The organism is Zunongwangia endophytica, assembly GCF_030409505.1.
GTDB classification, from domain to species: domain Bacteria; phylum Bacteroidota; class Bacteroidia; order Flavobacteriales; family Flavobacteriaceae; genus Zunongwangia; species Zunongwangia endophytica.
Genome location: NZ_JAUFPZ010000002.1, coordinates 971054 through 996596 on the forward strand (window position 1 = coordinate 971054; position 25543 = coordinate 996596).

Sequence of the window (25543 nt, forward strand, 5' to 3'; positions counted from 1 at the left end):
TGTAATCTTGCTTCTAGAACTATAAGCTTCCCTTTAAACTTCTCGTAATACTCGCCATCATAACTTCTGAAAACTCATTTTCCGCTACGAATTTCTGATTTACCTCTAATTCTAATCCTGCATAATTTGTACTGAACTTATTGCGCAAATACGTTGTAAATCCGTCTGCTTTGCCCAAATAAGGATAATTAAATCTAACTTTAAGATCCAGTTCTTTAGACAAGTTAAGTTTCCAGATTTTAGCAAAGTCTTTTTCAACTCCTCGAGCGGGATCATAAAGCAATCCGATATCCGCTTTTCGCTCTACACCATTAAGAATAGGCGTAAAACTATGAACGGAAATGTGAATAACATCCTCCCCTATTTTAATAAATTCTGAAATACATTTTTCAACCTTATTTCTATAATTTAAATAGTAGGAATTAATGAGTTCCGACTTTTCATTATTAGATAAGGATTTAGAATATTCTGAAAATAAATTGGGGTGATGCAACGAACGATTTGGTTCGATTAACAATCTACTAAAATTATAGACGAAGCTAAAATCTGCAATTTCTTCTAATTCCTGAAATAATTTGAAAGCTCCTGGATCGTAGGCGCGATGCGTTGCCCATACGGGATCTTGATCATTCTTTAAATAGCTGAATTCTTGTGGCAGTGCATTAGTGGCATGTTCACAAGTCAGGATTAATTTCACGGTTTATATAACTCATTATTAGCGAGGCATTTCGCAACATCGCTATACACTTTTTTTATGCTTTCTTCAGAATAATTACCTTCTAAACCACCAATAATACGATTAGAAAGTGATCCTTTATGAATAATATATTCTATGGTTTGCTGATGTTTTTCTGAAATATTATCTTTTACCTTTTCGTAAATGTTCTTCCAAATTTCACCAATTTCTGAAGTTTCCTCTAATCCGAAAATGTTCAGATATGATTTATTCTTTATAATGCCTCGTTCCGCATCTTTAATAGCTTCATTTAAAATAGCAAGTAAATCATCTTCTTTCCAAGCCTTTTGGTCTTTACGAGAAATAAATTCTTCATTTACCAAAGCTTTTAAACTTTCTATAATTAGAACTGCAATTGCGATATCTGCTTTTGGACATTCCTGTAAATCGATAACTCTAATTTCTATAGCACCACGATCAAATCTTGCGATTGCACCTCTGGAATTTAGAAAATGATGTTCCAGAATACCATTTTTATCATGAGCCTTAATGGCTTGTTTTATAGGTTCAAAAATACCTCGATGATATTCTTCCTTATTGTAAAGACATTCAGGAATTACTTTCCCGGCCATCTCTGGTATTTCTTTTTGGTTGGTTTTATAAACCTCCATACGGCTATCCATAAAACCGGTTAACTGTCCTTCAAAAATTGGAGAAGACGCGCTAATCGCCGGAATAATTGGTAATAGAATTCGTATCGCGGCGTGTAGCTTTTCAAATTCAACATCATCAGCGAATGGGAGATTTATATGCATGCTTTGCACATTGCTCCATCCATGACCACTACAATCAAAAATTTGGTTGTAGAGCTCGTAAATATCATTGTTATCGTGCTCCCAAAGCTTGGTTTCCTTAAACGGATTCATAAGCGGATGGGCAGCTGTTGGCAATAATTGAGCATCTAAACCTTCTAAAAGCTGATTGATTTCAGATACGTTATCAGCAAATACTTCATCTAAATTTTCAAGATCTGCAATTGGTACAGCAGTTTTTAATTCTACTACATGAGCTACCAATTCGTTGCTCCATGCGATCTTGCCATTCTCAACATCAGAAGTTAATTTTCCCGTCTTTTCTATAAAAAGTTTATCGGTTATAGGTACAATATTTAGTTGGCGATTTACCAACATATATTCCAATTCTATCCCGTAAACTTCAAAAATATGATATCCCATCTTATTTTTTCTCCAGCCTGTTTTTTAAGGCTGTAATGATTAATTTGTAAACTTCTTCGCCATAAAAACGATCCTCTACGCCAAAATCAATATTTGGATTGTCATTAATTTCGATCACCATAGCTTCTCCATTAATTTCCTTAATATCAATTCCGTAGAGGCCTTCTCCCATCAATTTAGTAGAGCGTAATGCTAAATCTAATATTTTTTCTGGAACTTCTTCTAAAGCCATCGTATCGGCATTGCCGTCTTGATCATCTTTATTTTTAGCATTCCAGTTATAGATTTGCCAGTGTCCTTTAGCCATATAATAGCGGCAAGCATAAAAAGCTTTACCGTCTATTACTCCAATTCTCCAATCATAATCTGAAGGTGTGAATTGCTGTGCGATGATAAGCTCAGATTCCTTAAGCATTTTGGTGACAAGCTCTTGATATTCCTCTGCGGTCTTCGCTTTTTTAACCCCGAAACTAAAGGTAGAATCTGGAGCTTTTAAAACCACCGGTAAGCCGATTTTATCCAAAATATCATCCTTATTTTCTTTGTGGATAATCATGGTTTTTGGCGTCAATATTCCAGCATTCTGCAAAGCTTCTGCCATAAACACCTTATTGCAACATTTCAAAATTGCATCAGGATAATCGATAATAGCGATACCTTCCTGTTGTGCTTTTCTAGCAAATGCATAAGCTTCGTTGTGAACTTCAGTACTTTGTCTTATAAAAAGTGCATCAAAAGCCGATAATCTCGATAAATCTTTTGGGGAAAGAAATTCAACATAAAAATTCATCTTTTCGGCTACTTCAGCAAACTTTTTCAGTGCTTTCGCATTACTTGGCGGTGCCGGATCGTCTTTTTGAACCAAAATAGCCAAATCGTAATCGTATTGTTGCGGCTTTACCGTGTCGTATCGCTTTTTAGAAAAATAATCGTTAGCAAAAACGTACATGCTTTCTAAATGATCTTCTGCAATTTCAGATTCAGATAGCGCTTTAATACTTTTTATAGTCCATTTATTATGGAAACTAAACTTCACCTGCAAGAATGGAATCTGAAAATGCCTAAAGAAAAGTGAACTTAGCTCTTTATATTTTTGAGCCACATTTTGCCCAAAATAAACACTAAGCACAAATTCCTGAGATTTGATGGATTTTAGTGATTTTTGAATCACATCATCAAATTCTTCAGAAATTACTTTTACCAATTTAGGTTCTCTAAGATCTACTAGATTTTTAACTGTAGGAATAGCCAAATGTCCTCTAGCTTCAGCTAAAAGAGAGACGTAATATCCACTAGATTGATAACTGTAATTTTTGGAAAGATTAAAAATGCGAGCATTCTTTATCTTTGCATAATTAGGACTGGTTAAATAATCCTGAGTAGAGATAATACTCACATTTTCAAGTTGAATCGGCCATTTTTCAGGCTGATTTACGACTAAAAATTTATTCATTTAATATATAAAATAATCAATCAAATGTAGCAGAAAATTTAATGGTCAAATCATAAAGTTTTGAGAATAAATAAATTTATAGCAAATAAAAAACCACCTTCAAGCAATAGCCTAAAGGTGGTTTTCTTTTTAAAAAAATAACACTTTTCTAATGGAAAGAATATTGCAAACCTAATGTCCAACTACCATCATTTTTAAGTTGAATCCCGTTTAGATCCTGATATATTGGCAAAGTATATTCTACTCCTAATCTAACATTTTTAAATGCTCCTTTTGGGATATAAAAATTAGCTCCAAATGCTGAATTTAGATATTGACAACCTTGATTTTGGGTATTTGCAGTCGTCACCATCATTGGATTCAGTTCTTCGTAGGAACCGTCGATTTCTCCAACTGTTTTAGCTTCTACTCTAGCCGAAACGCTTAAGGAGTTTAAAAGCTTAGCAGCAATCCAGTTGTTCCAGCTTAATTGATTACCGAATCGATAATCGTGATCGTTTTCTCCCAATCTTAACACTCCGTTTACCTGCGAACCAAAAGATAGAACTTGCCCTTGTAACAGATAAGTCACTGCAAGTTTTGGATCCCATGTTCCGCTACCTATTTGCATTGGATAAGGCAACGGCATTTCCATAGGAGCACTCATAGGCGTAACATCTTTTTGATCTATGCTTCCGGTAGGAATACTTAATCCAGCTGTTAAATGAATACTTTGTTGGTTTTGGTCGTACACTTTAAACATCCCCGATAATTTTAAATCGCCAAATCCAGAAGAACTTGTGGTAAAGCTTTTTCCCATTTTATTGATCAATTGCATATCATTCTCGATAACGTTTGCCATTACCATTAAGGTGAAATAATCAGATGGTGCGTACATCGCGCCTAGCATGTGCATATTCATATCCATACTAACAGGAGAAACCATGTAATCGTTTAAAACCGATTCCTGAGAAATTCCGTCGCTACCTTTATTCAGTCCTTCCATATCCATATTCATATATCGATAAGAAAACATCCATTCGCCTTTGTGATGAACGTGATCGCCCATAACCCCAATTGGTGCATGCCCATCTGGCCGGCTAGCGGTCCATTTTTCAGAGGAATTATCGTTTTGAGCAAATAGAGCCGCTCCGAAAAAGAAGCAGGCTATAGCAAGATTTATTTTTTTCATTTTTGAAGAATAGTTTTGTCCCTTCAGACTTTTGTAAAGTAATTTTTTGAATGCTGAATAGTTCTTCCGGTCGTAATCCATTCAATTTAAAATCACAATAAGAAAAACCATGTTAGCTTTTATAGCAAACCCATAAACTTGAAGTTTGCGCCATGATTAAAAAATTAACTACATCTTGGCGGATGCTCTATTCTTCTATAAAATGAATTGGAAGTAAAATGCTTATGAAAAGCAATCGTTTTGTTTACTTTGAATAGCTCTAAATGTCCAAAATCAATATGTCTCGGAACCTCTAGATAAAGAGGAAGAAAAGAATTAGCGATTCTAGCTGAAGTATTTGCTTTTGCCGTTTTGTTTGATTGATTCAGCTGTTGCATTAAGTAACACTTTCCATTACAATTGAGCGCTGGCTGATCTTGATTTACGCAGTAATTCTCGATAATATAATCCAGATTAAATTGATAATAAGAAATCTCTCCGATTTGGAAAACCGGGCGGTAAGCAAGAGAAACTAAAATTAAAATCGCTAAAAGTTGTTTCAGCATCTGGATTTAAATTCTGCTTGCAAAAGTACGTTGAGAATTCAAAAAAAGAAGAGTTATTTTTAAGTTTTCTTAAAATAATGGATCAAATTTTTCTATTCAATATTCTACCTTTCAGTTCAAAAATTAATTCCTATTTTACCAATCTTAACCATAAATTAAATACATGAAAATAAGACAAATTGGCCTTTTTGCGCTGCTATTTGCGCAAGTAGGTTTCGCTCAAAACACCGAAAATGAAAAGTTAGTTGAAAAAGCAAGAAAAATTCATGAGAATGTAATTACCATTGATACGCACAACGACTTTAGTGTCAATAATTTCACCCACGATCATAATTATACAGAGAATTTAGACACTCAAGTAAATCTTCCAAAGATGGAAGAAGGAGGTATGGATGTTTCTTGGCTAATTGTTTATACAGGGCAAGGTGATTTAGATGCGGAAGGATATAAAAAGGCGTATGATAATGCGATGGCGAAGTTTAATGCGATCCATAAGCTAACAGAAGAAATAGCTCCAGATAAAATAGGTTTGGCCACAACTTCAAAAGAAGTAAGAAAACTGGTAAAAGAAGGTAAGAAAGTAGCCATGATCGGTGTAGAAAACGGCTATCCTATCGGTACCGATATCAAAAATGTTGAAAAATTTTACGATTTAGGAGCACGATATATGTCTTTGGCTCATAATGGGCATAGTCAATTAAGTGATTCAAACACAGGAGAAGCTGATGATGTATGGTTGAACAATGGATTAAGTGATTTGGGGAAAGAAGTACTTAAAGAAATGAATCGATTAGGTATTATGATCGATGTTTCGCATCCTTCGAAAGAAGCAATTAAGCAAATGTTTGAACTTTCTAAGGCACCGTTAATTGCATCACATTCTTCTGCCAGAGCATTGTGCGATCATAGTAGAAATTTAGATGATGAACTATTGGAACTTTTTAACGAACACGGAGGCGTGATCCAAACCGTCGCATTTAGTTCTTATGTAAATACTGAAAAAGATAAAGCTTTTGATGACGCTAAAAATAAAGTGTACGAAGATAAGGCTGAAAAAATGGGATTTGAAATGCTCTCTTGGGGAGAAGTTCGTGAACTTGATGAAGATGAAAGAGAAGCCTACATTGAAAAATACAAAAAGCTAATGGCAGAATCTGAGGAGGAAGTTGAAGCACTTAAAGAAACGATTAGTCCGGTTAACGTTTCAGATTTCGTAGATCATATTGATTATTTGGTTGAAAAAGTTGGAATCGATCAAGTAGGAATCAGCTCAGATTTTGATGGTGGTGGCGGAATCGATGGATGGGATGATGCCTCTGAAACTTTTAATGTAACCTTAGAATTGGTGAAAAGAGGGTATTCTAAAAAAGAAATTGCAAAACTTTGGGGAGAAAACTTGCTACGAGTTTTAGATGAAGTTGAAGCGGTAGCCAAAGAGATTCAAAAGGCTTAAAAACTGCGAAGCTTTGAAAATCGTTATTCTAATTCAAGATTGTGCAATTAGAATAACGATTTTTATTTCCGAAGAAATTATAAAATCATGCGAATCCTAATCTTTCTTTCGTTTCTTTTTGTCCCAAAAAACGTATAATCCAAAGAGCGCTAAACTTACCAGAGAACCCCATAACAATCCTGACTTTAATTGATCTGTACTTCTACCTAAAATAGCTATAAAAATGGTTAGCGGTGCAATACCTACCAGTGTTGCTCCTATAAACTTCCAATAGGTCATTTTTAAAATTCCGCCTACAAAACTTATCGCATCATTAGATAGAAACGGATTCAGTCTTGTAACGATTACCGCCCAAAAACCATAATCGTCAATAAAATCAGCTATTTTTTGCTCATTCTTCTCTCCTATCAATTTCTCGACAATTACAGGACCAAAATAACGACCGATAATATAACCAATACTACTTGCTAAGAAAACAGCAACGAAAACAATCAAACTTCCCCAAATTGGTCCATAGGCAATAATAGAAACTACCATTAGAGCGACTGACGGTATAACGATCAAAAACATCTGAACGATCATGGCCAATATCAACATCAAAGGTCCAAACCAGCCAAATCCATCTACCCAATTACTTATTTTCTTTTCATCCCCACTAGTAAGCACATTCCAGGCTTCATCCATAAAACTCTGGACAGAAGGGATCAAAAAATAGGAAGCCACTATGGCGGCGACAAGCGCTAGTGAAACATATAAAGGTGTTTTGCTTTTACTTACTGAAGTCGATTTTATTTCATCTTTCATAAATTATTGTAACTTAATTCTAAGGATATTAGCAGGATCGCTATGCCCTTCGTTCGATATAAACAGCTCTCCGTTTTTTTTGAAAGCTATTCCTTCTGGCTGATAGAACTTTTCTCGTTTTAGTAAGTAGAGTTTTTTGGAGTCTCCATCTGGGGATAAAATCAATAATTTAGGATTTCTCCCATCGGTAATATAAATTTCTCCTGTAACGGGATTAATATTAACTTCAGAAGGCATCATTACCATCAGCTTGTTTTTTCTTTTCACATCAGAGAAAATAGGATCTTCAAGATCTATAGCGTATGCCGGAGTTTGGAGCAATTTTTTTGTTTCAAGATCAAAAGCATAAATACCTTTCGTATTATTACTAAGTGGATCTCGATCTTTCACGGTGATTAATAATCGGTTGTTTTTTAAATCGGCACACAATCCCTCAGCATTATGTTTTGCTTTTATAAAAGTTTCGTGTTCCGTTACTTTGATATCCTTGGTTAAATAATCCTGAACTTCAAATAAGATACCATCACTTCGCAGTACAAAAGCGTCTTTCCCAAATAGCGCAAGACCTTCGTAATCACCATCTTTGCCAAATTCGATTTCCTGTTCAATTTTTTTAGATGTAAGATTGTAGATAAATATGATCCCTTCTTCATCCTGAATTGCGGCCATTCGTTCATCGTCTACAAAGTCCATCCCAGATATCTCTTCTAATCGCTGGGGAAGATCCCATTTTTCCTGAATTTCATATTCTTCCGTGAAATCTTCTCTTTCCAAACTAAAAGGAAAATCCATGGTAAAATAAATAAGCGCTACTAATCCTATAATTCCGATAACGATGGCTGCTGCAACTTTACTCATAAAAAGTATTCTTATTCTCTATAATTAGACCTTCAAGGCCTTTTAATTTTTTATTGTAAGAAAGTTTATAAAACAGTCTTGTTTTTGGCTGTATTACTTCTCAAAAATACACAACATGAAAGTTGAATTAAAACAGTTAGTTTCAATATCAATTAAACTTAGAATGGAAATTTAATCTTGCTTCATGTAATTTCAATAATACAGAAGAAAAGCAAAGATAGAAAGCTTAAAAGAATAGTTTCATTTCCATCTTTTAAAACTTTGGTAAAAAATGAAAAACGACAGTTTGAAGTAAAATAGAGCGTATAGCTAAGAAAATTCTCCTAAAACTTCCTGCACTAAACCTTCCAATTCTTTTGCAACTGGTGTTCCCTCTACTCCAACTTTATCTTCCAAATACTTCAAAATTTCTACGGAAGTAAATTGATAAGTTTGTCGTAATCCCAGAATAATCTTTTCTAAGTATAATGGATGTGGTGCATTGAGTTCTTTCTCCATAAACTCTGAATTTGTAAAGCTAAAAACGGGCATTTCATCATTAATTCCTAAAAATAGAATTCGGTCGTACCAAACATCGGTAGCCACATCTAAATATCCTTGTTCTATCACCTTTTCAAAATCTATGGACAAATCCCCTTCAAAAGCGATTTCTTGTTTTACCAGGTCTACAAACTGATCTTTAGATATACTATAAATTTTACCATAAGTTGTTGCCGTTTCGTCTTTTGTCGGCTTAATAAAAGCAGCAGATCCGCCGCTCCAGGTGTGCGAACGTTTAGCAAAGTACATTTCGTGATTTATAAGATAAGATTTGTTTGCCTTCGGGTAAGCCTTATCTGTACAACCAACATAAGTTCTCTTAGCTCCATTTGGTGTTCCACCGGCAATATAACATAGAAAGCGATCTTCCATTAAATTAGAGCCATAGCAGGCATACCAAACACGTTCAAAATTTCTCATAGATAGTTTTAAAAGAACTTACTAAAATTTCTTCGGAAATTATCCAATATTGAAAATTCTTTTTTTTGAAATACGTTAATGATGCGCGTTGCGATGAAATGAAAATTTAAGCAATAAATGAATGCCTCCTGAATTACTTGTTTAAAATTACCTTAAAAGCAAATGTTAATATTTTAAGTATTTGTTTATTTGCACGTAATTATTTGAAATCTATGCTGTCCAAACTTAAAAAATCCCCCATTCTAAAATGGTTTCTAAGAATATTCCTAGGTTTATTCGTTCTCTTTATCTTGTTTTTTACGAGCATTTATCTTGGTATGTGGGGTGAAATTCCATCCAAACAAGAGCTTAGCGAATTACAGCAGAATAAAGCTACTCAGATTTTATCTAATGACGGAAAACTAATAGGGAAATTCTACATTTTCGACAGGCAGCCTATACAGTTTGAAGATCTTCCTAAGTCTTTGATCGAAGCACTAATTGCTACGGAAGACGTTCGGTTTTATGAACATAATGGAATCGATAATCGTAGTTTAGCACGTGTATTTTTTAAAACGATCCTGCTTCAGGATGAAAGTTCTGGTGGCGGAAGTACCATCACCCTTCAGCTTGCTAAAAATATCTACGGAAGAAAAGACTATGGAGCGCTTGGGATTGTAGTGAATAAGTTTCAGGAAGGCATCATGGCTAAGCGTATTGAAAATATTTACAGTAAAGAAGATATCCTCACGCTTTACTTTAACACCGTTCCTTTTAGTGACAATACCTACGGAATTGAAAGTGCTTCAATGAAATTTTTTGGGAAACATGTAAAAGATCTAGCTGTTGAAGAAGCCGCTGTTTTGGTGGGGATGCTCAAAGCTTCACATCGTTATAATCCTCGAATTTTTCCTGAAAGAAGCAGATTAAGGCGTGATGTTGTGCTAACCCAAATGGAAAAATATGGTTACCTAACTGAAAAAGAGAAGGAAAAATATATAGCAAAAGATCTGGTTTTAAACTACAAGAATTACAGCAATAAAAAAGGACTGGCGCCTTATTTTAGAGAGCAAATTCGTAAAGATTTGAGCAATGTACTGGATACCATCAAAAATAAAGATGGCGAAAATTACAATATTTATAGAGATGGATTGATTGTTCATACTACGCTAGATTATAAACTGCAAAGTGTTGCCGAAGCTTCGATGAGAGAACATATGGCTAATTTGCAACAACAACATGAAGATTCTTATGGATCTCGAGCACCATGGCTAACCAATGATGCTATTTTAAAAGATGCCATCCAGCGTTCTAAAGCTTATAAAAACTTAAAAGAAGATGGATTATCTGAAACTGAAATTATGCAAGAGCTCCAAAAGAAAAAGCAAATGGAGCTTTTTGAGTATAATGGAACCGTTACGCGACAAGCCAGCACTATAGATAGTATAAAGCACTATCTAAAATTCTTAAATTCGGGCTTACTTTCTGTAGATCCTAAAGACGGCGCTGTAAAAGCCTGGGTTGGTGGTGTAGATTTTAGATATTTTCAATACGATCATGTATCGCAAAGTAAACGACAGGTCGGCTCTACTTTTAAACCTATAGTTTATACCACAGCGATTGATAATGGTATTGAACCGTGTACATACTATTCTGGTCGTGCAGTAACTTATAAAGATGGATGGAAACCAACAAATGCAACTTCAGAGGAAGAAGATGAAGATTTAAATTATAGCATGAAATACGCGTTAAGTCATTCTATGAATACTATTGCTGTAAAAGTATTGTTGGATGCGGGTATTCCAAATGTTGTAGAAAAAGCGCATCAAATGGGAATTGAGTCTGATCTTCCGGAAGTGCCTTCGATCGCATTAGGAACTGCGGAATTGAATATGAAAGAACTTACTCAGGCCTATACAAGCTTTGTGAATTCTGGAAGGCCTTCTACCCCTTATTACATTACGAAAATTGAAGATGGCGCTGGTAACTTATTAGCTGAATTTAAGCCTTCGAAAACTAAAGAACCTGCTTATTCCGAAGAAACTCGAGAAATTATGGTAAATATGATGCAGGCGACGGTAGATGAAGGAACCGCTACGCGATTACGATATACCTACGGACTGAACAACGATATTGCTGGAAAAACCGGAACCACTCAAAATAACAAAGACGGATGGTTTGTTGGCGTAACGCCAAATCTTGTAACCGTAACCTGGGTAGGAAGTGACGATCACCGAATTGGTTTTAGAAATACCCGAATAGGACAAGGAGCAAATTCGGCTTTACCGATTTTTGGTAAAATGATGCAAAAAATGAATGCAGACGAATATTTTAGTTCTATTACTAGCGCGCGTTTTAAACAACCTTCGTCTGAAGTTGCTGAACTATTAGATTGCGAGCCAACCAAAGAAGATGGCTTTTTGAAAAAACTCTTCGGAAGTAAAAAAGATGAACCTGCAGAAATTGATATGGATCAACCAGTGAAAGAAGAAAAACAGAAAAAGAAAAAAGGTTTTTTCAGTAGATTATTCGGCGGAAAAAAGAAAGATAATTAGGATCGGAAATATGCTCAAATCGCTGTTGAATTAGAAGAAACTTTTCTATTAATAAGCCTTAATAATTTATATGAAATATCCCGGTACGGATAAATTCTATGCAAACACTGAATAATTTTAACCTAAAATTGAATAGTTATAAACTAAAATTATCGAATAGTAGCGAAAGTATCTTTTGCTTAATTTCGGTAAATAAGCCATCGTGTTTTGAACAATTTTGCAAAAATGCATGTTCGTCAAGTTAAATTGCTTCGCATTGCACATCATCACATTCCTTGGTTTTTCAACTGTTAGATATACGGTTTTACCGAATTTTAAGAATATAACGTACCAGCAAGACGAAAGAATATACTTGCTAAAATATGAGTGGATTTTACAAAATCCCTAAAAAAAGAGCTTTCTAATTTTATAGATAGTAATTTGAATCTTAACTAAAAGCAGCTAAATATTATAACTTAAAAGCTTCAGCTGCTCTTAGTTTCGTGATCTTCGTCAGTTTCAAAATATAGATGGTAATGATTACTACAGCCAGGATTAAAACTGGCTTTACAGATTGGGCAGCTATTACCCGATTCCATGTATTCGATTATACTAAGTTCGTAGCCACAAACACCGCATAGGATAGCTTTTTCAAAAAACTCATCTTTTGGCCATACCTCGTGCTCATGATTAGTTGCTTCTTCGTGGCAGGAAAAGCAAGGATAGTACTTATCGCAGCATTTAAATTTTATAGCGATAACATCTAGCGAACTATGCCAATGTACACAGCGAGTTTGATTATCTATGGATTGCCCGTAAACAGTTATATTGTCAATCTGGAAAATATTTGTAGATGCTGGTTTCTTCTTCTGAGAATAAGTGAAATTGAAATAAAACAAGCATATTAAAACGCTCAGCATATATCTTGATTTCATTATTCCGCAGTATTTTTTAAAATGGATTATTCCTTCCAAACTATATTTTTTTGGCCTCAAATATACTAAGCATCTTATTAAATTAGAACGGTTCTCTGAATTTTTAGATAAAATAAGTACTTTTAAATTGTTGATTTTCATTAATTATAAAATGAATAAAATACTTCCAACTAGATAAAATCTTCGATATTCAAAATGGCACTCAAAAGGGAACTCATATACATCGACGGGAAGGATGAAACCGATAGGATCGAAAAATATTCGTACAAAGCTAACCGATGTGTTATCGTATTCAAAAACAGTAATAGAGAATTTGCTTATAGTAAAAACCGAGCCAAAATTATCAAAACTGCGGTGAGCAACGATAATGCTTTTGAGGTTTTCAAGTATTTAAAAGAAATTGAAGATGCGATAGGTCTAAAATCAGAAACAGGAAAGAATATACTTGCTAAAAGTTATGAGAGTATTTATACCATTCCTGAAAAAAGTGTGCTTTCCAATTTTATAAAGGCTAATTTAAGTCCGGGTAATTATGATAGTTCCGACCCAAAATATTTCCCTTTCGGTTTTAATTTAAGCCAGAAACAAGCAGTAAGTAATGGCTTATCCAAAAAATTAAGTGTTATAGAAGGCCCACCAGGTACCGGCAAAACGCAAACTATTTTAAACATTATAGCTAACGCAATATCTAACAATCAAACCGTGGCGGTGGTTTCAAGTAATAATTCAGCTACAGAGAATGTTTACGAAAAACTGGAGAAAAATGGATTATCATTTATTGCTGCCCTTTTGGGAAGTTCTAAAAAGAAACAGGCGTTTATCGAATCACAGAAACAGGTTCCAGATTTATCGCAGTTTAATTTATCAATAAAAAAAGAAAACTATTTAAAAGATAATATTGCAAATTTACTTACTCAGATTTCTGAAAATCAGGATAATAAAAATGAGTTGGCATTACTAAAACTAGAAATTGATCAATTTAAAACTGAATTTCGACATTTTAAAGATACATATCAAGATAAAATCATAGAACCATTAAATTTTAGAAAAAGTATTTCTGCCGAAAAAATACTTAAACTATGGGTTTCTCTTGACGCCTACGCAGAAAAAGAAAACAAGCCAGGCTTTTTTAAGAGGCTATTATATCGTTTTAAATACGGACTTAAAGAGGAATCATTTCGTACTCACACGCTCGATGAAATGATTATAAACTGCCAGTTTAATTACTACGACGCTAAAATTAAAGAGCTGGATAAAAGAATTGATCACTCGCAACAGTTTTTAAAAAACTTTTCTTTTGATGAAAAAATGAAAACGTATACAAACTACTGCATGTTTTTGCTTAAAGCTGAGTTGCATAAACGTTATAGAAAACAGACGAGAAAAATATATAGTATTAATGAACTGCGACAAAAATCCGAGGAATTTATAAAAGACTATCCAGTAATTATGAGTACTACCTACTCTCTAAAAAGAGCATTATCACATAATATTCTTTATGATTATGTGATAATCGATGAAGCTTCTCAGGTAGATCTAGCAACTGGAGTGCTTGCTTTATCCTGCGCAAAACAAGCAATAATTGTTGGAGATGTAAAGCAATTACCAAATGTGGTTAATGAAGATGTACAAAGGAAAACAGATATGATCTTCGATTCTTATAAACTTAAGGAGGCTTATCGATATTCAAATCATAGCCTATTATCTTCTTTATTAGAGTTATTACCAGAGATTCCGAAAACTCTTTTGCGCGAACATTATCGGTGTCATCCTAAAATTATAGAATTTTGCAATCAAAAATTTTACAATAATCAACTTATTGTTCATACCACTAATAAAAATAAACGCCAGCCTCTCAAAGTATATAAAACTGTAGAAGGAAACCATGCAAGAGAGCTTATGAACCAGCGACAGATAGACGTCATAAAGCAGGAAATTATAACCAATGAAAAGCTTGATCTTGTAGATTTAGGGATTGTAACACCCTACCGTAAACAGTCTGATGCTTTGAAGCAAGCCTTTACGGGAAATACTATTAAAGCCGACACCGTGAACAAGTTTCAAGGCCGTGAAAATGAAGTTATCATACTTTCTACGGTCGATAATGAAATTTCTGACTTTACCGATAACGAAAATCGTATAAATGTTGCCGTATCACGGGCTGTAGACCAATTGATTGTTGTTATACATGGAAATGATAATAAAAAAGATGGTCATATAACAGACCTTATCAATTACATTCGATATAATAACTTTGATACTATTTACAGTGAATTAAACTCAGTATTCGATTTATTATACAAGTGTTATGACTAAAAAAGAAAAAATATACTTCAAAAATCGAAAAATATATCAGAATTCGATAGCGAAAACTTAATGTATGCTTTGCTAAAGAAAATCTTAAGTGAGAAAATATTTCTTAAATATGATGTGCTACCTCATTATTCTCTAAGGCACCTTATTCAAGATGCTTCCAGAATGGATCAAATTGAATTAAACTATGCATCGCATCCAAAACGCATTTAGATTTTTTAATTTATAATAAGCTTGGTAAAGGAGCGGTGCTTGCGATTGAAGTCGATGGCTTTAAATTTCATAAACAAGGCAGTAAACAATTTGGAAGAGATCGAATAAAAGATCGTATTCTAAAAAAATAAAACTTGCCTTTGTTACGCTTTAGAACTGATGGAAGCCATGAAAAAGAAATAATAAGAAATAAGCTGATTGAAATATTATACTCAAAATAAAATTTCTCTTCTGCTTAGTTAATTAATAGTTTAGAAGGTTATTTATTCCAAGAATTAAAATTAGCGTCTAAAATTATCAATTTCAAAAAAAAAGAGAGGCCATCGGCCTCTCTCAACATGTAAAATTCACACTCAAAAACTAATTGAAACAAAATGCTATTTTATAACAATTGTTTTTGGCTTCTTAGATAACGGAATTTTATAAGCTCCGTTCATTTTATCGTATTTCAAATTCAGTTCTTTATTCGTTCTCAAATAAGCATATTCGCTATGATTATCTTTTGCATTTAAAATAACTTCAACTTCTCCTATAGATTTATTATAACTCACTTCCTTAAAAGTTCCAGCATCTAATTCTAACCAAAGTTCTTTAGGCTCGATATATATCTTGCTTTTTGCCGCAGTGGTTAATTCTACTACTATGTTATTTTTTGTTTCTTTTAAATTACCTCCAAAAGAAAGCCATCCTAAATCTTCATTCTTAGTAATATAAGTTGCAGAATTTATGGCGTAACCAAAAAAGTTAGATCCATAATCTCCCGATAAATAATCGATTCTAATGGTTGATGGATACGAGTGAAAAGCTGCAGATCCAAAACCATCCTGAGTAACATTCGAAATTGCGCCCAACGTACTGGCATATCCAACTTTTAATAGATAGAAATCAGGATGATCTCTATAAGCTTTTAAGATCGGGATTGCATTTAAACCAGAGCCATAGTGATGAATTTGCCTTTCTACTCTAGATAATTTCCCGCCGTATAAGAAATCCCAATATCTACGTGCATTACCATTGTATGCCCAATGCGGCATGGTAGGAACATAAGCTAGAATTGCATTTAAAGTAATATCAGCTTTTTTGGTATAACCAAAATAATCACTCCACATAAACACTTCTTCCTGTCCGGTAGAATCCCAAGGCATTTCGCTACCAAAAGGATAATTAAGCGATTCCCAATGATCGGCTCTTTTCTTCATAGAAGCCTCTAAATTCTTTGCCATTTCAGTTAATCCTTCTGCTTGTAAATCTTTTAAGATCATAAGAAAAACAGTTCCTTCCATTTGCCCAAATTGAGCATACCATGGCGCCAATTCAGGCATCGTAACTGCTGTATGATAAGCATGCTCTAAATACCATTTCCAATCGTGGTTGTCGACCAAACCTTTATGATATCTAGCTAAACGATACATTACCCAATGTGCTGCAGCTACATGAGGATAGTTATACGATCTCCCAAAATCGTCTGCACCTTCTTTGTCCCAGGCAGCCCAGGTATCATAATTAATAGTATCGCTATATGTTCCTTCCGGCATTTCATCTGGTTCGTAATAAAAAACACTTTTCTTAACACCATATTTTCTTTCCCCTTCATCATACTGAATTCCGCCCCAAAGTGTTTCGTCAATAAATAATTCAAGTTTTTCGATCTCTTCTTTTTCTGGCTGAATGAGTTGTTTCATCACACCACCAAGCCAGCTTCCAGCTCCGCCTTCATCACTTAAACCTGCAACCCAGGCACGGCTATCCTGAGTGATCTGTTTCTTATCCTCATAATCATAAGAAATTATAGAATTCGTTCTTCCAAAAAATTCATCTGGCTGATCAAACCATTGTTCAGTGAATAAAAAATTAGCAAAATCGTCTACAAGTTCTGTTTCCGGTTCAATAACTTTATAGTTAATCGTTTGCTCTAAACCATCTTTGTAGGTTACAGTGACTCTGCTCCTACCCCAAATTTTTCCTTCTACCTGATATTCGGTAAATCCGCTTTCTTTTTTTTCTATTTCAGAAATTTTAAGAGCTCCTTTTGGTTCAATTTTAAAGTCTTCAACTTCTTCCGTATAATTCAGAAACAATTTTCCCTCAACATCCATCGGCAACACATAACCGGGAACACCTACTGCAACGGGTCTTTGCTCCTCTAATAATTTATCCTGAATCTGTTTAATGCTAGGTGCTAAAACAAACTTTAAAGCAAAATCCTGAGTTTCTCCAGCGTTAAGCATTAAGGATGTTGGTGTATTCCACTGCTCTTTCCCTTTCCATTCGTTTTCAGCGTAAGCTTTACTTAAAGCCATCCATTCGTGCACACCTTCAAAAACAATACTTCTTGTAGTAAGATCATCATTTAACGGACGATAATTTTCGAATGGCATATTAGATTCTGGTAAAACCAATAATGCTTCTCCTTTTCCTTTAAGATGTTTTACTTCTACATACCCTGCATCTTTCCCTATATAAGGATCGAAAAACACATTTTCGGTATGTGTTTCATCCAAATGTTTTCCTTCTAAAATATTATTAAAAGCCATTGGTGTTCCTAATGCACCAATTTCTATCGCTTTGTTTGTAGGGTTGGTAATTTCAAATCGTAATATTAACTCACCATTTTTCTGCTCATAAAATCTTTTGATACTTAATGGATTTTCTTCTCCTAGCGTATTACTTAAATCTGAAGCGGCTAAAACATTACCCGAAATCGGCAAACTTTCTACCTTTTTTCTGTGATAAGCTGTTGAAAAAGTTTCCCATTCTCCATCTTCTCCCTTAATCCTAAAGTTTAGATCGCCAATATAATAGATGCTATCTTTATCACGAATCTCGATTCGCTCTCCAGTAGTAAAATCGAAATCTGGATCTGAGTTTGGGTATAATCCGGCTACCGTTTGCGAAGCATTTACGAGTTTTAGTGTAAATTCCTCGGTTTTTACTTCTGTAAAACCTTCATCGATACCAAGGGTCGATTCTCGATCTTTGATATTATCCCAGTAAGTCGATTCTTCTTGTGCGTTTGCCGTTGTTGCTATGAGGTACAACAGTAATAGGTTCTTAAATTTAGTTTTTATTGTCATATTTTTAGCTAAGATTGAGATTGAACATTTTGAGGTTAGTTCTCAATTACAATTTTTATTTTGTCGCAATAAGCAGTATGCAACACTTATTGCTTTAGTTTAAACTTATAGATTCCTGCACTTTCTTTCGGAATAGCAAGACCGTTTTCTGAAACTTCGATAGTAGCTTCAGAAATTTTAATTCGATTTTTATGGTCTTCATCATTATAAATCATATCATTTTCTCCTGAAATAATAAACGATTTTCCTGAAGGAACTATTTTTTCTGAAATTCCATTTAATTTTAAAATCTGACTTTCGTGGGTTGCATTTACTACTGAAATTGTTAGAAATGATCCATCTTCTGTTAAGGTTGCTGAAACATCTAAAGGCTCTGGGGATCCATTAAGTTTTATAGGCTGTGTTCCAAATTCTTGGCGATATAATTTTAAAACCAATCCCGTACCTTCTAACCAAGCATCGGTTTTAGTGGTTTTAATGGCTCCTATAACATTTACGGTTTGCGCATAATTTGCCATATAATACATATCAGATTGGCGAGAAAATTCATTTAACCCGGCAGCGATACCCAGCGCATCTCTTAAAAAATATCGTGTTCCTAACAAGCCATAAACATGGGGACCGTACCAATAATTCCACTCATCCATCGCTATTTTGATATTCTTATCTGCTAATCCAGGAATTTCTCTGCGAGCACTTCGATGCTCTTCTGCTACTGCTGCAATAACTTCTGGTATTTGGTTAACATGCGTTAGTAAACCGCCGGCATGCCAGTTTTGCTTGTAAAAATGCTCGCTGATGTACGTCATATATGCTGCACTGTTTTTATACATCATATCATTCCATTTCCCGGGATATCCAACCGCAATAAGATCGATATCTGGGTCGACATCCCACATTGCTTTGGCTACTTTATTGTGCTTTTTTACATAATCCTCAATAGGCATATGCCCTAGTTGCCAGTCTCCAAACATTTCGTTTCCAACTGCCCATAATTTAACGTTATAGGGTTCAGGATGGTCATTTTTGGCTCTCCATTTTCCCATTTCAGTGCTTACATCACCATTAAAATACTCAACTTCGTTAGCTGCAAGTTCCGCATCTCCTAAACCGGTATTTACCGCAATATTGGCTTCGGTTTTTAAAATATCGCAAAGCTCCATAAATTCATGAATCCCTACATCATTATATTCCAATCCGTTCCAGGCTCGCTCAAATTTAGTTGGGCGTTTGTCGGGATCGCCAAGACCGTCTTTCCAATCGTAACCTGAAACAAAATTGCCACCAGGCCAGCGATAAATTGGTGCATCCAATTGTTTCATTAATTCAATCACTTCTGGTCTAAACCCTTTAATATTATCGGCAGGCATCAAAGATGCAGCGGCTAAAGTTAATTTCCCGTTTCCTTCAAAATTAATTTCTAAACTTCCAATATCGCTAGTTTCTTCCGAAGAAAACTCAAAAGCTATCTTCTGAAAATTACTGCTAGAAACATCAAAACTCTTCTTATTTCCGTCTAAAGCAACAGTAACTTTTTCAATGCCTTTTCCTTTAAAAACCAATCGGCCTTCGTACGTTTTACCGGAAACAAGCGCTAATTTTTGTTGTTCTAAGCTTAATTTATTTTCAACCTGATACACCGGTAATTGTCCCTTAGCATAAGTATAGGAACTATCAATTTTAACTGAATTCGTATCAGCAAGTGTTTGCCACGGTGATTTTGAAGTTCCTGGTACGTAATAAAATTTGCGATCGTCTAACATTTCTGCCCACATACCGCCGTAGATCGATTTTCCCATATGCTCGATAAACTGACCATAAATGTAGGGAGACATAGGTTCTAATTTTTCATCCACATTTAAAGTTACCTTTGGATGTAATTCTTTTGCTGAAAGTTCTTCTAGCTGAAAATTATCGAAATAAATTTTCCCTCTAGCCCTACCTTTTTTTCCCAATAGCAACTCTAAAATAAAACTGTCATCCAGTTCTGTGGAGAATTGCATTTCAACTCTAGTCCAATCTGTAGTTCCTCTAAAAATAGTATCTCCGGTAAACTCGAATTTCCCTAAACGAAGTCCCGCACCACTTTGATTATTTTCTCCTTCTACAGCTTCAGTTTTTACATAACCCGTTACTTTATAAGTTGCAAAAGGTTTAATCGCTATTTTTTTAAACCAACGTTCGGCAGTTAACGTATCTGAGGATAACATAAGAACTTGCGAGTCAAATTGATTTGAAACTGTATCGGTATAATGTTCAGCACCACTCCAAGATTCGTATTCCCAACCACTCTTTTTCACCGTTGTATTTTTAGCCGGTGATAATAAAGCGTTGTTTACTTCTTCTCCACACGAAAAAATGCTAAAAATCAGCAAAAACAGATATAAAATATTTATTTTTTTCATTGGTTATATTTTGGCGATTTAGTTAAAATCGGTTGAGAATTTCCAGCTTGCTTTATAGTTTTTTGGTATTTCTTTATCTTCTAGTAATAAGCGAAGTATCGCCACTGGCATATTGTTTTCCTGCATCACACGATCATGAAATTGTTTTTCTGTCCACCCTTTTTCCAAAAGCTCATTACGTAATGCATAGAATTGCAATCCCCCCGTCATATACGCTAATTGGTATAAGGGTGGCGTATACGAGGTTGCAAAAGATCTGCGAACTTCAGCCTCGGCATTGGCATATTCGTGCCCAACTTTGTCGACTAACATAGCTATACATTCTTGTGGCGTCCATTCTCCTAATTGATATTTCAGTGAGAAAATGATTCGTGCACAGCGGTGAATTCTCCAAAAAAGCATTCCCATTTTTTCTTCCGGAGTTCTTGGAAAATCTTTATTCCAAAGATTAATCTCCCAGTACAATGCCCAACCTTCCATCCAAAAAGGAGTATCAAAAGAATTACGATACGGCTTATGACGTTGTTTCATAAAATATTGAAGATTATGGCCAGGATGTAATTCATGTTGAACGGTAGGAAATGAAAAATTTGGATTGTTACCACGCATGCTCATTAATTTATCCTCGTGTGACATCCCTTCTGTAGGATACGAAATGCTGATATCCCAACCACCAGTAAAAAACGGATTCACTTTTTGGCGTTCTGGTGTCATCATAATCATTCCCCAAGTTTCTTTTGCGAGTTCAGGAATGCTAATAAGATCGCGTTCTTCTATAAAGTTTACCGAATGATTGTATAAATTTTTAATCAGTTCCGGTTGTTTTCCAGGCGCCACATAAGTATTCTTCACATGCTCTAAAGCCGCTTTCCAATCTTTGCCATACCCCATTTCTTCTGAAGCTTTAATCATTTCCGCCTTACACCAATCAAACTGTTCTTCAGCAGTAGAAATTAAAGTCTCTGGCGAATAGGGTATAAACTCAAATTCTAAGTTTTTAATCAATGTTTTTCGGCCAACAGGTTTCCCAATAATTCCACTTCCGTCGTCTTTTTGACTTTCTTTTGAATAATTTTCGTTTAGAAATTCGGCATATTCCTTCAATTTTTGATCTAAAGAAGCATACGGAGTCTTCATCCACCAGGTGAAATCTGGATCATAATCATAATAAAAAGTATAAGCTTCTTTAAGACCTGTTTTTAAGGAATAAATTATCGCTGCAGCTTTTTCAGCTTTAAACCAATCTTCATATTCGGCATTTTCAAGCGTTTTTATTTTTTCTGAAATAGCTTTTTCAGCTTCGTTAAAAGTCATTGCCAATGCTTTTGCATCAGGTTGTTTTCCTCTTCTTCGTCGCTGAATAAAAGAGTACAAATTATCAGCAAAATCTACCACTGAAGCAACTTCTTTAAAAGCTCCAAAGTCCTGATCAAGTAAGTACGTTTCTTTATCAATCAAATTTCTTAAAAGCACATAATCGGCTTTTCCATCGTTCGATAAAGACTCAAAATCAATATTCTTAAGTTTTTTTTGCCAATCCCCGTAAAACGTATTAAAACGACTATAATATTCTGAAGACTCGCGGAGCGTATAAGTACGCCTTAATGCATATTTATCAGCTTTAAATGTGTTAATCACATCTATCATTTCATTAGCATAAATACTTACTGAAAAGCTTAAAAAAACGATAAGACTACTTAAAAATTTCTTCATGATTAAAGCTGAATTTTGAGATATTAAAATTGAAAATTGACGTTTTGAATGTATAATTATTCCAAAGTGACATCTAGATATACTGAATGTCTACCATAAGTTTCGTAAAACGGTTTGTAGGTTACGCCATCAATCTCAAAAGTTAATTTCTCAGGATTTCCTTTAATGGAAGCTCCTATATTTTTAACATCAAAACTTACTTTACGCCACTCGGCTCTTGGTTCAGATTCCTGAGCTGCTAACAAAATCGGTCCGTAAAATAAACTAGCAATATTTTGCTGATCCATAACAGGATCTAAGTGGAAATCGAATGGCATTTTTAATTCTATAGTATCTCCATCTTTCCATTTTCTATTTAGGCTTAAATAAGTTCCCGGAGTTGCCTTTACATCTTGAGTTTTTCCGTTAATTTTTACTATAAAACCATTAGTTGCCCAAACTGGCACTCGTAATTTTAGATTGAATTTACCTTTTCCATTAATGGTGAGTTTGGTGTGATCTTCTTTCGGGAAATTAGTTTCTTGTTTTAAGGTTATTTTTTGTGCATCCCAATGTAAAGTAGATGGAACATATAGATTAACATACAATGCTTTGTTGCCAGCTCCTTTAAAATAGATTGAATTTTGAAGTTTAGTACTACTTTCTATCGCCGTACCATTACAACAAGTAAAACCTGTCATATCTGGATTACCAAAACTTTTTTTATACCCCGGTAGCAACGGAACATGATAGGTATTTGCTGGAGAATCTTCTGCTACTGAAGCTAAAATATGATTGTATAAACTACGCTCGTAATAATCCATAAGTTCAGGACGCTGCTCGTAAAGAAATAGATCTCGCGTAAGTTTCAACATATTGTAAGTCGCACAGGTTTCGTTCTGCCCACCCGTAGAAAAGCCATTTTCGTATATCGTCCCCGGTTGTGCGATAAAACATTCTGCATTAGCAGGATTTCTTGCTCCTGCAATTCCACCTATGCTGTACATATAATCGCCTGTAGTTTTCACCCAAAAATTATCGGCTACATCAAAATACTCAGATTTATCGGAATCACAATACATTTCTAGCGCCCCTATAATTTGTGGTACGTGCTGATTGGCGTGTAATCCTCTAAACGTATCTACGTTTTTAGCCAAACCATGGGAATGATTAGCATCACCAAAAAACATTTGGATATTATCAAAAAGTCGGGCCGTTTCTAAATATTCATCTTTATCTGTAATTCTATATAAACGTGCCATAGCTTCATTCATACCACCGTATTCACCAGCGATATAACGATTCCACATACTAATTAAAGTATCTTTAGGTAACTCCCTTAATCTGGCGTACACCCAACTTCCCATTCCTTCAGCAATAGTTAATGCTTTCTCATTCCCACTTACTTCGTAGACATCCATTAAACCCGCTAAAATTTTATGTAAGGTATAATACGGTGCCCAAATCTGAGTTTCCTGTCCGCCATAAGTCGCACCATCTTCTAACATAATAAATTGGTCAGGAGGATAAGCACTTATATAACCTTCTCCCCAATTCCAGTAATCGTTACGAATGCCTTCTTCACTTAAATCTGAACTGTAAATATCATTTCCGGTACCCTTTGGTACGGCAGTAGGATCCGCAATAAAGGTGCTATTGTCTGCTGTAGGTTTACCTGATAATTGCGATAAATCATATAAGGTATTTACCATATACTCCATTTTATCAGCAAATTCAGTTTGTAATGTTTTATCGTAACCAGTACTGGCATAAGCTTGCGCAATAGCGGTTAAATAATGACCGGTAGCATGTCCTCGCAATTTAGTTTCCTGAGTATCCCAAACGCCAAGAGGTTTTGCTCCTTCTGGCTGCTGTTTTCCATAAGCATTCCGAAACATGTATAAAAATGAATCTGGATCGGTCTTAGCAAGTGTATTTATAAATTTATCTCGATTTTCAATGAATTTTGAAGACTCCCCATTTGCATTGGCCTCAAGATATACCTGATCTAAACCAAAAACATCTACTTCTCTATTTGGTTTTTCTGAAGCGTTCTTTTCTTTTACATGAATAGTTGCTTTAGGCTTTAAATCTGATCCGGCAATTGAACCTGTAAGCGTGTACGTACCCGTTTGTAAAACCTGAGTATTATCTGTAGGTGCAGGCCAAACTACTTTAATTTTTGGGCCGTGAATACCATCTCTATATTTTCCAGAAATAGTTCTAGGCAATCTTGGTAAAACTCCTTTTTGTGTTTCTACTTCTATATTTTCCACAGAAGTTAGAAACTCATTGTATAACTGAGAAGTATCCTCTGAAAATTGCGGTAAATTATCCTGAGGTTCTTTATGCTCATTTACAACACCGTCTTCTTTTCGTATCGCATTTGTATAAATAGTATTAATCTGATTATTGGATAAACCAATTCTGTAAATTCTAAAATCGTGAATACTTGCATCGAATAATGCGGTATTCTGAGCAATTGCTTTTCCTACAAACAACTTATTTTGTTGTCCGGGCGATAAATTAAAAACATCAGATAACTCTAAATCGATATTTTCTTCTGAAATTTTTTGTTCTCCATTCACAAAAGTTTTAATGGTTTTTGAAGGAATGTCGATTACCAAAACCAAATGCATCCATTTGTCTTTTACTAATTCAGATTCTGAAGATGATAAACTAAAATTTTCACCTGCGTTTTTACTAATTCTCGCTTGAAATTTTTCATCTTGAATTGTTCCACGCGGAGCTAAATAAACATGTGAAGTCTTATTTTTTCCGAAGTCAAATACATATTGGTTTGTAGAAGTTGAATTCAGCTTAATCCATCCAGAGATACTAATAGACTCTATATTATATAGAACTGAAGCAGGAAGCGAAACATAAGCTCCTTTAGAAAGCGAAAGTACATTTTTAAAAACCTCATCTTCGATAAAATGAACATCTCCTTCAATTTGAGCATGTAAATTATTACGTGACCAATCTTTTGCATTATTCGCAAAAACATAGCGTGCAATTAATCCTGTTTCTCCAATTCCGTCGAGGATTTGATCACCCTGCGCCTGAACTTTTACAATTCCTGCAGCAAAAAAACTACATAAAAAACAGACGATCACTTTGTACATTCTCATATTTTAAATCTTTCAGTATAAAAATTAGGTTTCTTCTTTAAGATCAGTAAATTTGGCTACAGTTATAAGTCAGAAAATTACTTGTAATTGCTAAAGAAGTAAATCTTCAATA

Annotated in this window: 17 protein-coding genes; 4 read left to right on the plus strand and 13 right to left on the minus strand. The window is 34.7% G+C overall.

Translation table 11 applies throughout. The features are described 5' to 3' along the window. Positions 1–19 precede the first annotated feature (19 nt). The 5 genes from QWY91_RS04410 to QWY91_RS04430 all read right to left on the minus strand — a co-directional run bounded on the left by QWY91_RS04410 (position 20) and on the right by QWY91_RS04430 (position 5080). On the minus strand, positions 20–697 hold the full coding sequence (locus tag QWY91_RS04410) for an N-formylglutamate amidohydrolase (RefSeq protein WP_290232076.1): 678 nt from the start codon (positions 695–697) through the stop codon (positions 20–22). Beyond that, positions 694–1911: a carboxylate-amine ligase gene (locus QWY91_RS04415; RefSeq protein WP_290232078.1), complete on the minus strand. Its 1218-nt coding sequence runs from the start codon at positions 1909–1911 to the stop codon at positions 694–696. The genes QWY91_RS04410 and QWY91_RS04415 overlap by 4 nt, the downstream gene beginning before the upstream one ends. Position 1912: 1 nt before the next feature. Continuing rightward, positions 1913–3364, minus strand: a complete 1452-nt coding sequence (locus tag QWY91_RS04420; protein WP_290232081.1) for a RimK family ATP-grasp domain-containing protein — start codon at positions 3362–3364, stop codon at positions 1913–1915. 148 nt (positions 3365–3512) lie between these two features. Next, positions 3513–4535: a transporter gene (locus QWY91_RS04425; protein WP_290232083.1), complete on the minus strand. Its 1023-nt coding sequence runs from the start codon at positions 4533–4535 to the stop codon at positions 3513–3515. 164 nt (positions 4536–4699) lie between these two features. Next, positions 4700–5080 carry a hypothetical protein gene (locus QWY91_RS04430; protein ID WP_290232084.1) on the minus strand — a complete coding sequence of 127 codons (381 nt, stop codon included), beginning with the start codon at positions 5078–5080 and terminating at the stop codon, positions 4700–4702. Between the two features lie 163 nt (positions 5081–5243). Between QWY91_RS04430 and QWY91_RS04435 the strand changes: the two genes are divergently transcribed. After that, complete coding sequence (locus tag QWY91_RS04435) at positions 5244–6533, plus strand: membrane dipeptidase (protein ID WP_290232087.1); 1290 nt, start codon at positions 5244–5246, stop codon at positions 6531–6533. A gap of 96 nt (positions 6534–6629) precedes the next feature. On the opposite strand, the gene QWY91_RS04440 is transcribed toward QWY91_RS04435, so the two are convergent. The 3 genes from QWY91_RS04440 to QWY91_RS04450 form a co-directional block, all read right to left on the minus strand. Beyond that, complete coding sequence (locus QWY91_RS04440; RefSeq protein WP_290232089.1) at positions 6630–7337, minus strand: TVP38/TMEM64 family protein; 708 nt, start codon at positions 7335–7337, stop codon at positions 6630–6632. 3 nt (positions 7338–7340) lie between these two features. Further along, the gene (locus tag QWY91_RS04445; protein WP_290232092.1) at positions 7341–8195 is read right to left on the minus strand and encodes an SdiA-regulated domain-containing protein; all 855 of its coding nucleotides are present in this window, start codon (positions 8193–8195) and stop codon (positions 7341–7343) included. Positions 8196–8504: 309 nt separating this feature from the next. Beyond that, positions 8505–9155: a hypothetical protein gene (locus QWY91_RS04450; RefSeq protein WP_290232093.1), complete on the minus strand. Its 651-nt coding sequence runs from the start codon at positions 9153–9155 to the stop codon at positions 8505–8507. Positions 9156–9367: 212 nt separating this feature from the next. Between QWY91_RS04450 and QWY91_RS04455 the strand changes: the two genes are divergently transcribed. After that, the gene (locus tag QWY91_RS04455) at positions 9368–11689 is read left to right on the plus strand and encodes a penicillin-binding protein 1A (RefSeq protein ID WP_290232095.1); all 2322 of its coding nucleotides are present in this window, start codon (positions 9368–9370) and stop codon (positions 11687–11689) included. Positions 11690–12153: 464 nt separating this feature from the next. On the opposite strand, the gene QWY91_RS04460 is transcribed toward QWY91_RS04455, so the two are convergent. Next, entirely contained in the window at positions 12154–12603 is a 450-nt protein-coding gene (locus tag QWY91_RS04460; protein ID WP_290232097.1) for a CHY zinc finger protein, read from the minus strand. Positions 12604–12798: 195 nt separating this feature from the next. On the opposite strand from QWY91_RS04460, the gene QWY91_RS04465 reads away from it, so the two are divergent. Together QWY91_RS04465 and QWY91_RS19355 are read left to right on the plus strand one after the other, a co-directional pair. Further along, positions 12799–14919 carry an AAA domain-containing protein gene (locus tag QWY91_RS04465; protein WP_290232099.1) on the plus strand — a complete coding sequence of 707 codons (2121 nt, stop codon included), beginning with the start codon at positions 12799–12801 and terminating at the stop codon, positions 14917–14919. A 188-nt stretch (positions 14920–15107) separates the two neighbouring features. Beyond that, the gene (locus QWY91_RS19355; RefSeq protein WP_353958661.1) at positions 15108–15260 is read left to right on the plus strand and encodes a DUF2726 domain-containing protein; all 153 of its coding nucleotides are present in this window, start codon (positions 15108–15110) and stop codon (positions 15258–15260) included. Positions 15261–15506: 246 nt separating this feature from the next. Here the strand turns inward: QWY91_RS19355 and QWY91_RS04470 are convergent, their stop codons facing one another. From QWY91_RS04470 to QWY91_RS04485, 4 genes are all read right to left on the minus strand, one after another. Then, on the minus strand, positions 15507–18203 hold the full coding sequence (locus QWY91_RS04470; RefSeq protein ID WP_290232101.1) for a DUF5695 domain-containing protein: 2697 nt from the start codon (positions 18201–18203) through the stop codon (positions 15507–15509). Between the two features lie 86 nt (positions 18204–18289). After that, positions 18290–20608, minus strand: a complete 2319-nt coding sequence (locus QWY91_RS04475) for an alpha-L-arabinofuranosidase family protein (protein ID WP_290232103.1) — start codon at positions 20606–20608, stop codon at positions 18290–18292. Between the two features lie 18 nt (positions 20609–20626). Then, positions 20627–22321: a DUF885 family protein gene (locus QWY91_RS04480; protein ID WP_290232105.1), complete on the minus strand. Its 1695-nt coding sequence runs from the start codon at positions 22319–22321 to the stop codon at positions 20627–20629. 56 nt (positions 22322–22377) lie between these two features. Then, positions 22378–25431, minus strand: coding sequence for a beta-L-arabinofuranosidase domain-containing protein (locus QWY91_RS04485; RefSeq protein ID WP_290232107.1), 3054 nt, complete (start codon positions 25429–25431; stop codon positions 22378–22380). Positions 25432–25543 lie beyond the last annotated feature (112 nt).